Source organism: Pseudomonas sp. NFACC56-3 (assembly GCF_900100025.1).
Lineage (GTDB): Bacteria > Pseudomonadota > Gammaproteobacteria > Pseudomonadales > Pseudomonadaceae > Aquipseudomonas > Aquipseudomonas fluorescens_AA.
This window is the reverse complement of record NZ_FMTK01000021.1, coordinates 76414-89173: the sequence shown is the minus strand read 5'-3', so window position 1 is coordinate 89173 and position 12760 is coordinate 76414. Positions and strand designations below refer to the sequence as shown.

Annotated in this window: 13 protein-coding genes; 12 read left to right on the top strand and 1 reads right to left on the bottom strand. The window is 62.7% G+C overall.

Features of this window, described 5'->3' with window-relative positions; translation table 11 throughout:
* Positions 1 to 108 precede the first annotated feature (108 nt).
* Positions 109 to 786, bottom strand: a complete 678-nt coding sequence (locus BLO80_RS23365) for a DNA-3-methyladenine glycosylase (RefSeq protein ID WP_092333777.1) — start codon at positions 784 to 786, stop codon at positions 109 to 111.
* 196 nt (positions 787 to 982) lie between these two features.
* On the opposite strand from BLO80_RS23365, the gene BLO80_RS23360 reads away from it, so the two are divergent.
* The 12 genes from BLO80_RS23360 to lipA all read left to right on the top strand — a co-directional run bounded on the left by BLO80_RS23360 (position 983) and on the right by lipA (position 12417).
* Positions 983 to 2254 carry a glutamate-5-semialdehyde dehydrogenase gene (locus BLO80_RS23360; protein WP_092333775.1) on the top strand — a complete coding sequence of 424 codons (1272 nt, stop codon included), beginning with the start codon at positions 983 to 985 and terminating at the stop codon, positions 2252 to 2254.
* A 1-nt stretch (position 2255) separates the two neighbouring features.
* Positions 2256 to 2942 carry a nicotinate-nucleotide adenylyltransferase gene (gene nadD / locus BLO80_RS23355; RefSeq protein WP_092333773.1) on the top strand — a complete coding sequence of 229 codons (687 nt, stop codon included), beginning with the start codon at positions 2256 to 2258 and terminating at the stop codon, positions 2940 to 2942.
* 71 nt (positions 2943 to 3013) lie between these two features.
* Positions 3014 to 3508, top strand: coding sequence for a ribosome silencing factor (gene rsfS / locus BLO80_RS23350; RefSeq protein ID WP_092333771.1), 495 nt, complete (start codon positions 3014 to 3016; stop codon positions 3506 to 3508).
* A gap of 9 nt (positions 3509 to 3517) precedes the next feature.
* Positions 3518 to 3985 carry a 23S rRNA (pseudouridine(1915)-N(3))-methyltransferase RlmH gene (gene rlmH / locus BLO80_RS23345; RefSeq protein ID WP_047229490.1) on the top strand — a complete coding sequence of 156 codons (468 nt, stop codon included), beginning with the start codon at positions 3518 to 3520 and terminating at the stop codon, positions 3983 to 3985.
* A gap of 9 nt (positions 3986 to 3994) precedes the next feature.
* Positions 3995 to 5890: a penicillin-binding protein 2 gene (mrdA, locus tag BLO80_RS23340; RefSeq protein ID WP_092333769.1), complete on the top strand. Its 1896-nt coding sequence runs from the start codon at positions 3995 to 3997 to the stop codon at positions 5888 to 5890.
* 31 nt (positions 5891 to 5921) lie between these two features.
* Positions 5922 to 7025: a rod shape-determining protein RodA gene (rodA, locus tag BLO80_RS23335; protein ID WP_170847670.1), complete on the top strand. Its 1104-nt coding sequence runs from the start codon at positions 5922 to 5924 to the stop codon at positions 7023 to 7025.
* A gap of 17 nt (positions 7026 to 7042) precedes the next feature.
* A complete protein-coding gene (mltB, locus tag BLO80_RS23330; protein ID WP_092205227.1) occupies positions 7043 to 8053 on the top strand; it encodes a lytic murein transglycosylase B in 1011 nt (336 codons plus the stop codon).
* Positions 8053 to 9063, top strand: a complete 1011-nt coding sequence (locus tag BLO80_RS23325; protein ID WP_092333767.1) for a septal ring lytic transglycosylase RlpA family protein — start codon at positions 8053 to 8055, stop codon at positions 9061 to 9063. The genes mltB and BLO80_RS23325 overlap by 1 nt, the downstream gene beginning before the upstream one ends.
* Positions 9064 to 9231: 168 nt before the next feature.
* Entirely contained in the window at positions 9232 to 10389 is a 1158-nt protein-coding gene (locus BLO80_RS23320; protein ID WP_092333765.1) for a D-alanyl-D-alanine carboxypeptidase family protein, read from the top strand.
* 81 nt (positions 10390 to 10470) lie between these two features.
* Positions 10471 to 10746, top strand: coding sequence for a DUF493 domain-containing protein (locus BLO80_RS23315; protein ID WP_053125656.1), 276 nt, complete (start codon positions 10471 to 10473; stop codon positions 10744 to 10746).
* A complete protein-coding gene (lipB, locus tag BLO80_RS23310) occupies positions 10746 to 11393 on the top strand; it encodes a lipoyl(octanoyl) transferase LipB (protein ID WP_072411918.1) in 648 nt (215 codons plus the stop codon). Before BLO80_RS23315 ends, lipB begins: the two co-directional genes overlap by 1 nt.
* 1 nt (position 11394) lies before the next feature.
* Positions 11395 to 12417: a lipoyl synthase gene (lipA, locus tag BLO80_RS23305; RefSeq protein WP_014340371.1), complete on the top strand. Its 1023-nt coding sequence runs from the start codon at positions 11395 to 11397 to the stop codon at positions 12415 to 12417.
* The last annotated feature ends 343 nt before the right edge of the window (positions 12418 to 12760 follow it).

Here is a 12760-nt window from a genome sequence, read left to right as displayed (position 1 = left end):
CAACTGTGGGAGCGAGCTTGCTCGCGATTGCGGTGTGTCAGTCAACCTCCATTCTGCTGACCCGACGCTATCGCGAGCAAGCTCGCTCCCACAGGTTGTGCGGTGTGTTCATGAAAGCAAAAAATAATCACGCCCTTCGACCTGCCCCCGTCGCAACGGGTTGCGGGTGCACCACGGGGCATAGGCGGCATCGACAAAGCGGTAGGGCAGGTGCTCGTCCCGTCCCAGGGGAATGCCCAGGCGGGTGGTCTGGATTACATTGACCGTTGGCACGCCCACGTCTTCCACCAGCAGGCGCTCGGGGTCGAAGCGTTTGGCGTCCCAGTCCGGCACTTTCAGCCCCAGCGCTTTGCACAGCAGGGTCTGGCCGGCGCAGAGTTTCTGCGGTGTGCGCGGCCGGCCTTGGGCGTCGGGGTTGTTCAACAGCATCTGCGCCAGGCTCGTCGGCCCGGAAAGGGCATCGACCCACGGGTAGGCCGATTTGATCAGCACCGCGTTGCCGGGACCCTGGGCGCTGAAATTCAGCGAATCGCCGCCCCGGGCGTAGTACATATAGATGTGTCCGCCATCCAGAAACAAAGCCTTACGTTTTTCCGTGTAGCCCAGCGAGGCGTGGCTGCCTTTTTCGGCAAAGTAATACGCCTCGGTCTCGATGATCCGCGCGCTGAGCCACAGGTCGCCGACCTTGTGGCGAATGACTTTGCCCAGCAGGTCTTTGGCAAGGACCTGGGCGTCGCGGTCGAAAAAGGCGTGGGGCAGGGCGTTGGGCGATGGCAAATCGGTCATGTCGATAGACGAAGTGAGGCCAGAGGAAGCGCGATGATAGCAATGGAAAGCTTAATCACCGCTGAACAGTCGCTTCAACCGGCTGTTTACGCCTGTTTTACTTCTCCGCCGGTCACCACTGCGAGTCCATGCTGTTAGTCGAGGGTTACGACAGCTATAATCTGCCGCTTTCCCCATCGCCAAGACCACACAGACCATGACTGAGTCCGTTCTTGACTACATGACCCGCCTGGGTCGCGCCGCTCGCGAAGCGTCGCGCATCATCGGCCGGGCCAGCACCGCGCAGAAAAACCGCGCCCTGCAGGCCGCCGCCAATGCGCTGGACGCTGCGCGCGCCGAGCTGTCCGCCACCAACGAGCTGGACCTGGCCGCCGGCCGGGCCAATGGCCTCGAACCGGCCATGCTCGAGCGCCTGGCGCTGACCCCGGCCCGTATCGACGGCATGATCGTCGGTCTGCGCCAGGTCGCGGCCCTGCCGGACCCGGTCGGGGCGATCCGCGACATGAGCTACCGCCCGTCGGGCATCCAGGTCGGCAAGATGCGCGTGCCCCTGGGCGTGGTCGGGATCATCTACGAGTCGCGGCCGAACGTGACCATCGACGCCGCGAGCCTGTGCCTGAAGTCGGGTAACGCGACCATCCTGCGCGGCGGCTCCGAGGCCATCCATTCCAACCGTGCCATTGCCGCCTGCATCCAGCGCGGCCTGGCCGAGGCCGATCTGCCGGCGGCCGTGGTGCAAGTGGTGGAGACCACCGACCGCGCCGCAGTCGGCGCCCTGATCACCATGCCCGAATTCGTCGATGTCATCGTGCCGCGTGGGGGCAAGGGCCTGATCGAACGGGTCAGCCGTGATGCCCGCGTGCCGGTGATCAAACACCTGGACGGCATCTGCCATGTATACGTCAGTGCCCACGCCGAATTGCCCAAGGCCCAACGCATCGCCTTCAACGCCAAGACCTACCGCTACGGTATCTGCGGGGCGATGGAAACCCTGCTGGTGGACCAGGCCGTTGCCCGGGACTTCCTGCCGTCGATGGCCGCCCAGTTCCGCGAAAAAGGCGTCGAGCTGCGCGGTTGCGAGCGTACCCGGGCAATCATCGAGGCCGTTGCGGCCACGCAAGAGGACTGGGACACCGAGTACCTGGCGCCGATCTTGTCGATCCGCGTGGTCGACGGGCTGGACCAGGCCATCGAGCACATCAACCGCCACGGCTCGCACCACACCGATTCCATCGTCAGTGAGCACCAGGGCGAAACCCGGCGTTTCGTGGCCGAAGTGGATTCGGCGTCGGTGATGATCAACACCCCGACCTGCTTCGCCGACGGCTTTGAATACGGATTGGGTGCCGAGATCGGCATTTCTACTGATAAGCTGCACGCCCGCGGCCCGGTGGGCCTCGAAGGCCTGACCTGCGAGAAGTACATTGTGGTCGGTGACGGCCAGTTGCGCGGACAGGAGCCGGTTTGACTTGGGCGACCTCGACCCGCCGACCGTTGTGACGACGACCACTGCGCCCCGGCGCATCGGTATCCTGGGCGGCACGTTCGACCCAGTGCACATCGGCCATTTGCGCGGTGCGCTGGAAGTCGCCGACGCCCTGGCCCTCGATGAGCTACGCCTGACGCCCAGCGCCAGGCCGCCTCACCGGGACACGCCGCAGGTGTCGGCGCAGGACCGTCTGGCGATGGTCGAGTGCGCGGTGGCCGGTGTGGCACCGCTGGTGGTGGACGCCCGCGAATTGCAGCGGGACAAACCGTCCTACACCATTGATACCCTGGAGCTGATACGCGCCGAACTGGCCGTTGATGCCCAGGTTTTTCTGCTTCTGGGCTGGGACGCTTTTTGCGGCCTGCCCACTTGGCATCGCTGGGAGGAGTTGCTCCAGCATTGCCACATCCTGGTGTTGCAACGCCCGGATGCCGACAGCGAGCCGCCGGATGCCTTGCGCAACCTGCTGGCGGCCCGCTCGGTGAGCGACCCGCTGGCCCTGAAAGGGCCGAGCGGACAGATTGCATTCGTCTGGCAGACGCCGCTCGCGGTATCCGCCACCCAGATCCGTCAACTGCTGGCCAGCGGTAAGTCGGTACGTTTCCTGGTGCCCGACGCGGTCCTGGCCTACATCGATGCGCACGGGCTTTACCGTGCGTCGAACTGAAAAAGGCGCGCTTCAAGGCACGTGAATGCGTGTAGCGAAGCGCCCGAACATACGAGCAAAACGAGTTTTATATGACTGACAAAGACGTAAGCAAAGTAAAGCGCAAGGGCACGTTCAAGAGCGCCCCGCTGCCTGTAGAGGCGCATACCGGCGTGGCGCTGGTCGGCGAAGAGCTGGTCAAGGTGGCCGTGGCGGCCCTGGAAGACGTCAAGGCCCAGGACATCCAGGTGATCGACGTTCGTGAAAAGCAAAGCATCACGGACTACATGATCATCGCCACCGGTACCTCCAACCGCCAGATTGGCGCGATGCTGGACAAGGTCCGCGAAGCGGTCAAGGCCCAGGGCGTCAAGCCGCTGGGTGAAGAAGGCAAGGGCGACAGCGACTGGGTGCTGTTGGACATGGATGATGTCATCGTGCACATGATGACCGCCTCGGCGCGTCAGTTCTATGACCTGGAGCGCCTGTGGGCCGGTGCCGAGCAGAGCCGTTCGGCCAGCGCCGCGCACCACAGCCCGGAAAACCCCCATGAGCACTTCACCAAGCTCAACAAAGACCAGCAATAAGGGACCGCTGTGCGACTGCGCCTGATCGCCGTCGGTTCTCGCATGCCCAAATGGGTGGAAGAAGGCTGGCATGAATATGCCAAGCGTCTTCCTTCCGAGCTGGCCCTGGAACTGGTGGAAATTCCGCTCAACACCCGTGGCAAGAACGCTGACGTGGCGCGTTTCATCCGCCAGGAAGGCGAAGCCATGCTGGCCAAGGTCGGGCCGAACGAGCGCATCGTCACCCTCGAAGTCCATGGCAAGCCCTGGAGCACCGAGCAGTTGGCGGTGGAACTCGATCGCTGGCGGCTGGACGCGCGCACGGTCAACTTCATGGTCGGCGGCCCGGAAGGGCTGGCGCCGGAAGTCTGTGCCCGGGCCGATCAGCGCTGGTCGTTATCACCGTTGACGTTGCCGCACCCGCTGGTGCGGATCCTGATCGGCGAACAGTTGTATCGTGCCTGGACAGTCCTGTCCGGGCACCCTTACCACAAGTAATCCTGCCCCATGCCCCAGCCGATTCGCATCAAGGACCACGAAAAAGACGCCCGTCTGGTACGGGGCCGCGTCGTGTTCGGTGCTATCACGGTGGTGACGCTGATCGGCGTGCTGATTGCGCGCTTGTATTTCCTCCAGGTGATCCAGTACGAGTACCACTCCACCCTGTCGGAAAACAACCGGGTGCACGTGCAACCGATTCCGCCGACCCGCGGGCTGATCTTCGACCGCAATGGCGTGGTGGTGGCGGATAACCGGCCCAGCTTCAGCCTGAGCATGACCCGCGAACGTTCTGGCGATTGGCAGCATGTGCTCGACGTGATCGTCGAAGTGCTGCAGTTGACGCCCGAGGACCGGGCGATTTTCGAGAAACGCATGCGCCAGGGCCGACGACCGTTCGAGCCGGTGCCGATCCTGTTCGAGCTGACCGAAGAGCAGATCGCCCTGATCGCCGTGAACCAGTTCCGCCTGCCCGGCGTCGAGGTGGTGGCGCAGTTGGTGCGGCATTATCCCCAGGGGGCGCACTTTGCCCACTCGGTCGGCTACATGGGGCGGATCAACGAGAAAGAGCTCAAGACCCTCGATCCAGTCAATTACAGCGGCACCCACCACATCGGCAAGACCGGCATCGAGCGCTTCTACGAGCCTGAGCTGCATGGCCAGGTGGGTTACGAAGAGGTCGAGACCAACGCCCGCGGCCGCGTATTGCGGGTGCTCAAGCGCACCGACCCGATCCCCGGCAAGGACATCGTCCTGAGCCTGGACATCAAGTTGCAGGAAGCCGCCGAAGCGGCGCTGGGCGGACGGCGTGGCGCCGTGGTGGCGCTGGACCCGAACACCGGCGAGGTCCTGGCGATGGTCAGTCAGCCGAGTTTCGACCCGAACCTGTTCGTCACCGGGATCAGTTTCAAGGCCTACTCCGAACTGCGCGATTCCATCGACCGACCATTGTTCAACCGCGTGCTGCGCGGCCTGTATCCGCCGGGCTCGACCATCAAGCCCGCCGTGGCGATTGCCGGGCTGGACTCTGGCGTGGTGAACGCCTCGAGCCGGGTCTACGACCCCGGTTACTACACGCTGCCCAACTATGACCACAAGTACCGTAACTGGAACCGCACCGGTGACGGCTATGTGGACCTGGAAACGGCGATCATGCGCTCCAACGACACCTACTTCTATGACCTGGCCCATAAACTGGGGATCGATCGACTGTCGTCCTACCTGGGCAAGTTCGGCATCGGTCAGAAAGTCTCCTTGGACATGTTCGAAGAGTCCCCGGGCCTGATGCCGTCCCGGGAGTGGAAGCGCGCGACCCGGCGCCAGGCCTGGTTCCCTGGCGAAACCCTGATCCTGGGGATCGGCCAGGGCTACATGCAGGCCACGCCCCTGCAATTGGCCCAGGCCACGGCCCTGGTGGCGAACAAGGGCAAGTGGTATCGCCCGCACCTGGCCAAGACCATCGAAGGCCAGAAGCCGGTGGACCCGAACCCGATGCCGGACATCATCCTGCACAATCCATCGGACTGGCAAAAGGTCAGCAACGGTATGCAGCTGGTGATGCACGGCGCCCGCGGCACCGCCCGCAAGGCGGCCATCGGCGCGCAGTACCGCATTGCCGGCAAGAGCGGTACGGCCCAGGTCGTCGCCATCAAGCAGGGCGAGAAGTACGACCGCTCCAAGGTCCAGGAACGCCACCGCGACCACGCCTTGTTCGTCGGTTTCGCGCCGGCCGACAACCCGAAAATCGTTGTGTCGGTGATGGTCGAAAACGGTGAGTCCGGTTCCGGCGTCGCCGCGCCGGTGGTGCGCCAGGTCATGGACGCCTGGCTACTGGATGAGCACGGCCAGCTCAAGCCTGAATACGCAAGCCCCATCACTGCGGAGGCTACGGCCCGTGAAGAATAATTTCGACCGGATCCTCTCCAGCGAAGACGTGATGCGCCGTCGCGCCACGTTGTTGCAGCGCATGCACATCGATGGCCCGTTGCTGATCCTGCTGCTGACCCTGGCCGCCGGCAGCCTGTTCGTGCTGTATTCGGCCAGCGGCAAGAGCTGGGACTTGCTGGCCAAGCAAGCCACTTCGTTCGGCATCGGCCTGGTGTCGATGGTCGTCATTGCCCAGCTCGAGCCACGATTCATGGCGCGCTGGGTGCCGCTGGCCTATGTGGTGGGCGTGAGCCTGCTGGTGGTGGTGGACGTGATGGGTCACAACGCCATGGGCGCCACCCGTTGGATCAACATCCCCGGGGTGATCCGCTTCCAGCCTTCGGAATTCCTCAAGATCATCATGCCGGCGACCATTGCCTGGTACCTGTCCAAGCGCACCTTGCCGCCGCAGCTCAAGCACGTCTGCATCAGCCTGTTGCTGATCGGTGTTCCATTCATTCTGATCGTACGCCAGCCAGACCTCGGCACCTCGCTGCTGATCCTGGCCGGCGGTGCCTTCGTGCTGTTCATGGGCGGGTTGCGCTGGCGCTGGATTCTCAGTGTGATTGCCACCGCCGTGCCGGTGTCGGTGGCGATGTGGTACTTCGTGATGCACGACTACCAGAAGCAGCGAATCCTGACGTTCCTCGATCCGGAGAGCGATCCGCTGGGCACCGGTTGGAACATCATCCAATCCAAGGCCGCCATCGGTTCCGGCGGGGTGTTCGGCAAGGGCTGGCTGATGGGCACCCAGTCGCACCTGGACTTTTTGCCGGAAAGCCACACCGACTTCATCATTGCCGTCATGGGCGAGGAGTTCGGCCTGGTGGGCATCTGCGTGTTGTTGCTGATCTATCTGTTGCTGATCGGCCGGGGGCTGGTGATCACCGCCCAGGCCCAGACTCTGTTTGGAAAATTGCTCGCGGGCAGCCTGACCATGACGTTTTTTGTTTATGTTTTCGTCAACATCGGTATGGTCAGTGGCCTGTTGCCGGTCGTGGGGGTGCCGTTGCCTTTCATTAGCTACGGAGGAACTTCGCTGGTGACCCTACTGTCAGCGTTTGGGGTTTTGATGTCGATTCATACGCATCGCAAGTGGATCGCGCAGGTTTGAATAAGGTGAAGAGTTCAATGCAAGCAATGCGTGGCTGGTCGACGCGATATGCGCCGTGGATCGGCCTGGTCGGCTTCCTGGGCAGTGCGTCGCAGGCCTTGGCCGGTGACTACGAAGGCTCGCCACAGGTGGCCGAATTCGTCGGTGAGATGACCCGCGACTACGGTTTTGCCGGTGAGCAGCTGATGGGGGTGTTTCGCGAGGCCGAACGCAAGCAGTCGATCCTCGATGCGATCTCCCGGCCCGCCGAGCGGGTCAAGCAGTGGAGCGAGTACCGGCCGATGTTCATCACCGAGGCGCGTATCGCCCGGGGCGTGGACTTCTGGCGCCAGCACGAGGCGGCCCTGGCCCGTGCCGAGCAGGAATACGGCGTGCCGGCCCAGTTCATTGTGTCGATCATCGGCGTCGAGACCTTCTTTGGCCGCAACACCGGGAATTTCCGGGTGATCGACGCGTTGTCGACCCTGGGCTTCGATTACCCGCCGCGTGCCGAGTTCTTCCGCAAGGAGCTGCGCGAGTTCCTGCTGCTGGCCCGTGAAGAGCAGGTCGATCCGTTGACCCTCAAGGGCTCCTACGCCGGGGCCATGGGCCTGCCGCAATTCATGCCCAGCAGTTTCCGCGCCTACGCGGTGGACTTCGACGGCGACGGCCACATCAATATCTGGACCAACCCGACCGATGCCATCGGCAGTGTCGCCAGCTATTTCAAGCGCCACGGCTGGGAAGCCGGCCAACCGGTGGTCAGCCGTGCCGACGTGCGCGGCGAGCACGTGGACGAGGGCCTGACCGAGGGTATCGAGCCGACGAAAACCGTCGGGGAGTTGCGGGCGTTGGGCTGGTCGAGTCATGATGCGCTGCGTGACGACATGCCGGTCACCGCGATGCGGCTGGAAGGCGAACAAGGCCCCGAATATTGGATGGGCCTGAAGAATTTTTACGCGATTACGCGTTATAACCGCAGCGTGATGTACGCCATGGCCGTATATCAACTGTCTGAAGAGCTGGTCAAAGCACGGGGCGTCAAATAATGCGGGCATTGCCTACCTATCAACCCCTGAAGCTCGTGGCGTTGGCCGCGCTGTCGCTGTTGGTCGTCAGTTGTTCGACCAGCCGCGCGCCGGCCCAGAAAAACACCACCGCCGTACGCGCGATGCCGGGCCTGGACATCAACCGGGCCCACAAGGACGGCGCGCCGTGGTGGGACGTGGATGTCTCGCGCATCCCCGACGCCACGCCGACCCTGCACACCGGTCCCTACAAGGCCAACCCGTACACGGTGCTGGGCAAGACCTATTTCCCGCTGTCCGACTCCAAGCGCTACGTGGCCTCGGGCACGGCGTCCTGGTACGGCACCAAGTTCCATGGCCAGAACACCGCCAATGGCGAGGTCTATGACCTGTATGGCATGAGCGCGGCCCACAAGACCCTGCCGCTGCCCAGCTATGTGCGGGTGACCAACCTGGACAACAACAAGAGCGTGATCCTGCGGGTCAATGACCGTGGGCCGTTCTATTCCGACCGCATCATCGACCTGTCGTATGCGGCGGCGAAAAAACTCGGTTACGCTGAAATCGGCACCGCCCGGGTCAAGGTCGAAGGCATCGACCCCCAGGAATGGTGGGCCCAACGTGGCCGTCCGGCGCCTTTGATGCTCAACGAGCCGAAAGTGGCGCAAAATGCCGCGCCGACCGTGACGGCGTCCACCGGCACGGTCGAGCAGTGGACACCACCGCCGCAGCAACACGCCGCGGCCGTGCTGCCCGTGCAGATCGATGCAAAAAAAAACGCTTCTGCACCAGCGTCTGGCCAGTTTCTGCAAGTGGGCGCGTTCGCCAACCCGGACGCTGCCGAGCTGCTGAGGTCGAAGCTCAGCTCGATGGTGAGCGCCCCGGTGTTCATCAGCTCGATCGTGCGCAACCAGCAGACACTGCATCGGGTGCGCCTGGGGCCGATCGGTTCTCCGGGTGAAGTCCAGCAGGTACAGAACAGCGTGCGCCTGGCCAATCTCGGTTCGCCGAGCCTGGTCACCGCTGAGTGATTGAATGAGCCCCGCTTGCGGTTGGAGCGGGTCAGGTTGCTGGCTCCATGAATAATAAAAGCCCGGCATGGGCAGTGAGTGAGCAACTTAAATACGCGGCAGCTCGTTAGAAAGCTGCCTGTTTCAGTTTTGCCTTCGGGCAGTCCCATTAGCGATTTCGAGAGACGGATGAACATCACCACCTTTGCCAAACGCCTTTGCCTGCTAGTCCCGCTGCTTCTCTCACCGGCCGCATTCGCGGTCGAGATGATGCCGGCTCCTCCTCAATTGGCCGCCAAATCCTTTGTGCTCATGGATGCCAGCAGTGGCGAGGTGCTGGTAGAGAACAACGGTGACCAGCGCCTGCCACCGGCCAGCCTGACCAAGCTGATGACCGCCTACATCGCCACGCTGGAGATCCGTCGCGGCCAGATCGGTGAAAACGATCCGGTGACCGTCAGCGAAAACGCCTGGCGCACCGGCGGTTCGCGGATGTTCATCAAGGTCGGTTCGCAAGTGACCGTCAGCGACCTGCTGCACGGCATCATCATTCAGTCCGGCAACGACGCCAGCGTCGCCCTGGCCGAGCACATCGCCGGCAGCGAAGATGCGTTCGCCGACATGATGAACAAAACCGTGGCCGACCTGGGCATGACCAACAGCCACTTCATGAACCCCACCGGCTTGCCGAACCCTGAGCACTATTCGTCGGCTCACGACATGGCGCTGCTGGCCCGGGCAATCATTCATGAAGACCCGGCCCACTACGCGATCTACTCCCAGAAGGAATTTTTCTGGAACGGCATCAAGCAGCCTAACCGCAACCTGCTGCTGTGGCGCGACAAGACCGTCGATGGCCTGAAGACCGGTCACACCGAGGAAGCCGGCTACTGCATGGTGTCTTCGGCTGTGCGTGACGGCATGCGCCTGATCGCCGTTGTCTTCGGCACCAGCAGCGAAGCGGCCCGTGCCGCCGAGACCCAGAAACTGTTGACCTACGGCTTCCGCTTCTTCGAAACCCAGACCTTCTACCAGAAGGGCACCGAACTGGCCCAGGCCCAGGTCTGGAAAGGTTCGAGCAGCCAGGTCAAGGCCGGCCTGGCCCAGGACCTGACCATGACCCTGCCCAAAGGCCAGCTCAAGAAGCTCGCTGCCAGCATGACCATGAACCCGCAACTGACCGCTCCCATCGCCAAGGGCGACGTGATCGGTAAAGTCGAAGTCAAACTGGACGACAAAGTGGTGCACAGCGCTGACCTGATCGCTCTGGACGCGGTCGAGGAAGGTGGTATCTTCCGCCGCATCTGGGATAGCATCCGTCTATTCTTCTACGGCTTGTTCAACTGATCGAAGTGTTGACCTGCATGGCCTCGTTCCCATTCGGAGCGGGGCCATGTGCGTTACCACGGCTTACGAGGCCGTTACGCCATGACAGACTCTGAAGTAAAGGCGCCAAAAATCGAATTTCCCTGCGCGGATTACCCCATCAAGGTAATCGGCGACACCGGCGTGGGGTTCAAGGACAAGATCATCGCGATCCTTGAAAAACATGCCACCGTCGACCACAAGACCCTGGCCGAGCGCCAGAGTACCAACGGCAAGTACACGACGATCCAGTTGCACATCATTGCCACCGGTCAGGAACAGCTCTACGACATCAACAGCGAGCTGCGAGCGACCGGTTTCGTGCACATGGTGTTGTGATGCCGGGCACGCTGGGCTTTCGCGAGCTGGGCACGATGGCCTACGAGCCGGTCTGGCATGCCATGCAACGCTTCACGAACGAACGCGGTAGCACCGCCGACGATGAAGTCTGGCTGGTGGAACACCCACCGGTGTTCACCCAGGGCCAGGCCGGCAAGGCCGAGCACCTGTTGCTGCCGGGAGATATCCCGGTGGTGAAGGTCGACCGGGGCGGGCAGGTGACCTACCATGGCCCTGGCCAGTTGGTCGCCTACCTGTTGCTGGATGTGCGCAAGCTGGGGTTTGGCGTGCGCGAGCTGGTCACCCGCATGGAAACGTGCCTGATCGAGCTGCTGGCCAGCTATGGTGTGACGGCGGCGGCCAAGCCGGATGCGCCGGGTGTCTACGTCGATGGGGCGAAAATCGCCTCCCTCGGCTTGCGGATCCGCCATGGCTGTTCGTTTCATGGCCTGGCGCTGAACGTGGACATGGACCTGGCGCCATTCCGACGGATTAATCCCTGTGGCTACGCGGGACTGGCGATGACCCAGTTGAGCGAGCACGCAGGATCGATTGAATTTGCCGAGGTAAGTGCCCGGCTGCGCGCGCAGCTCGTCAAACACCTCGACTATGCTGAGCAGACGACCCTCACGGGCGGAATCGACTGATATGACTACTGATGCAGTGCAAACCATGATCCCGACGCTGGACGTCACCGAGCGTCCGGCCCCGCGTGCCAAGGTAGAGGCCGGCGTCAAGCTGCGCGGCGCCGAGAAGGTTGCACGCATCCCGGTCAAGATCATCCCCACCACCGAGCTGCCGAAGAAACCCGACTGGATCCGCGTGCGCATCCCGGTTTCCCCGGAAGTCGACCGCATCAAGGCCTTGCTGCGCAAGCACAAGCTGCACAGCGTTTGCGAGGAGGCGTCCTGCCCGAACCTGGGCGAGTGCTTCTCCGGCGGCACCGCCACGTTCATGATCATGGGCGACATCTGCACCCGTCGTTGTCCGTTCTGTGACGTCGGCCACGGCCGTCCGAAGCCATTGGACACCAACGAACCGGAAAGCCTGGCCATCGCCATTGCCGACCTGAAGCTCAAGTACGTGGTCATCACCTCGGTGGACCGTGACGACCTGCGTGACGGCGGTGCCCAGCACTTTGCCGACTGCATCCGCGAGATCCGCAAGCTGTCGCCGAACGTACAGTTGGAAACCCTGGTGCCCGATTACCGTGGCCGCATGGACATCGCCCTGGAAATCACCGCCGCCGAGCCGCCGGATGTGTTCAACCACAACCTGGAAACCGTGCCGCGCCTGTACAAGGCCGCGCGTCCGGGGTCGGATTACCAGTGGTCGCTGACCTTGCTGCAGCGCTTCAAGCAGATGATGCCGCACATTCCGACCAAGTCCGGCTTGATGCTGGGCCTGGGTGAGACGGATGAGGAAGTTATCGAGGTCATGAAGCGCATGCGTGAGCATGACATCGATATGCTGACCTTGGGGCAGTACTTGCAGCCGTCCCGTAGTCACTTGCCGGTGCAGCGTTTTGTGCACCCCGATACCTTTGCCTGGTTTGCCGAGGAAGGGTACAAGATGGGGTTCAAGAACGTGGCTTCGGGGCCGTTGGTGCGGTCTTCGTATCATGCGGATGAGCAGGCTAAGTTGGTCAAGGCTGAGCTTTTGGGGTCCTGATTTAGCGTTTGGGTGGTGTGTTGGTGGATCGGTGTGAATATCCGTTGCTGCGGTAACGGCCACTGGCGGTTCCGCTCTTACAGCGGGTCACTTTTGAAGAGCGCAAAAGTAACCAAAACGCTCTTGCCCCACCACTCGGCACCTCGCTTAGGCTCGGTGTGCCCGAACGCAGGCATTGCTCCGTGGGCCGCCGCGAAGGGCCATCCATGGCCCAGCGCGGCTACCTCGGCATCCATGCCGAGGTGCCCACTGCGCAATACCTGCGTTCGGCCATCGTGGTTAACGGGGCGCCCCAGATCAAAAGCCAGCGCGAGGCGGCCTTATAGCCGGCCTGGTTCTTGAT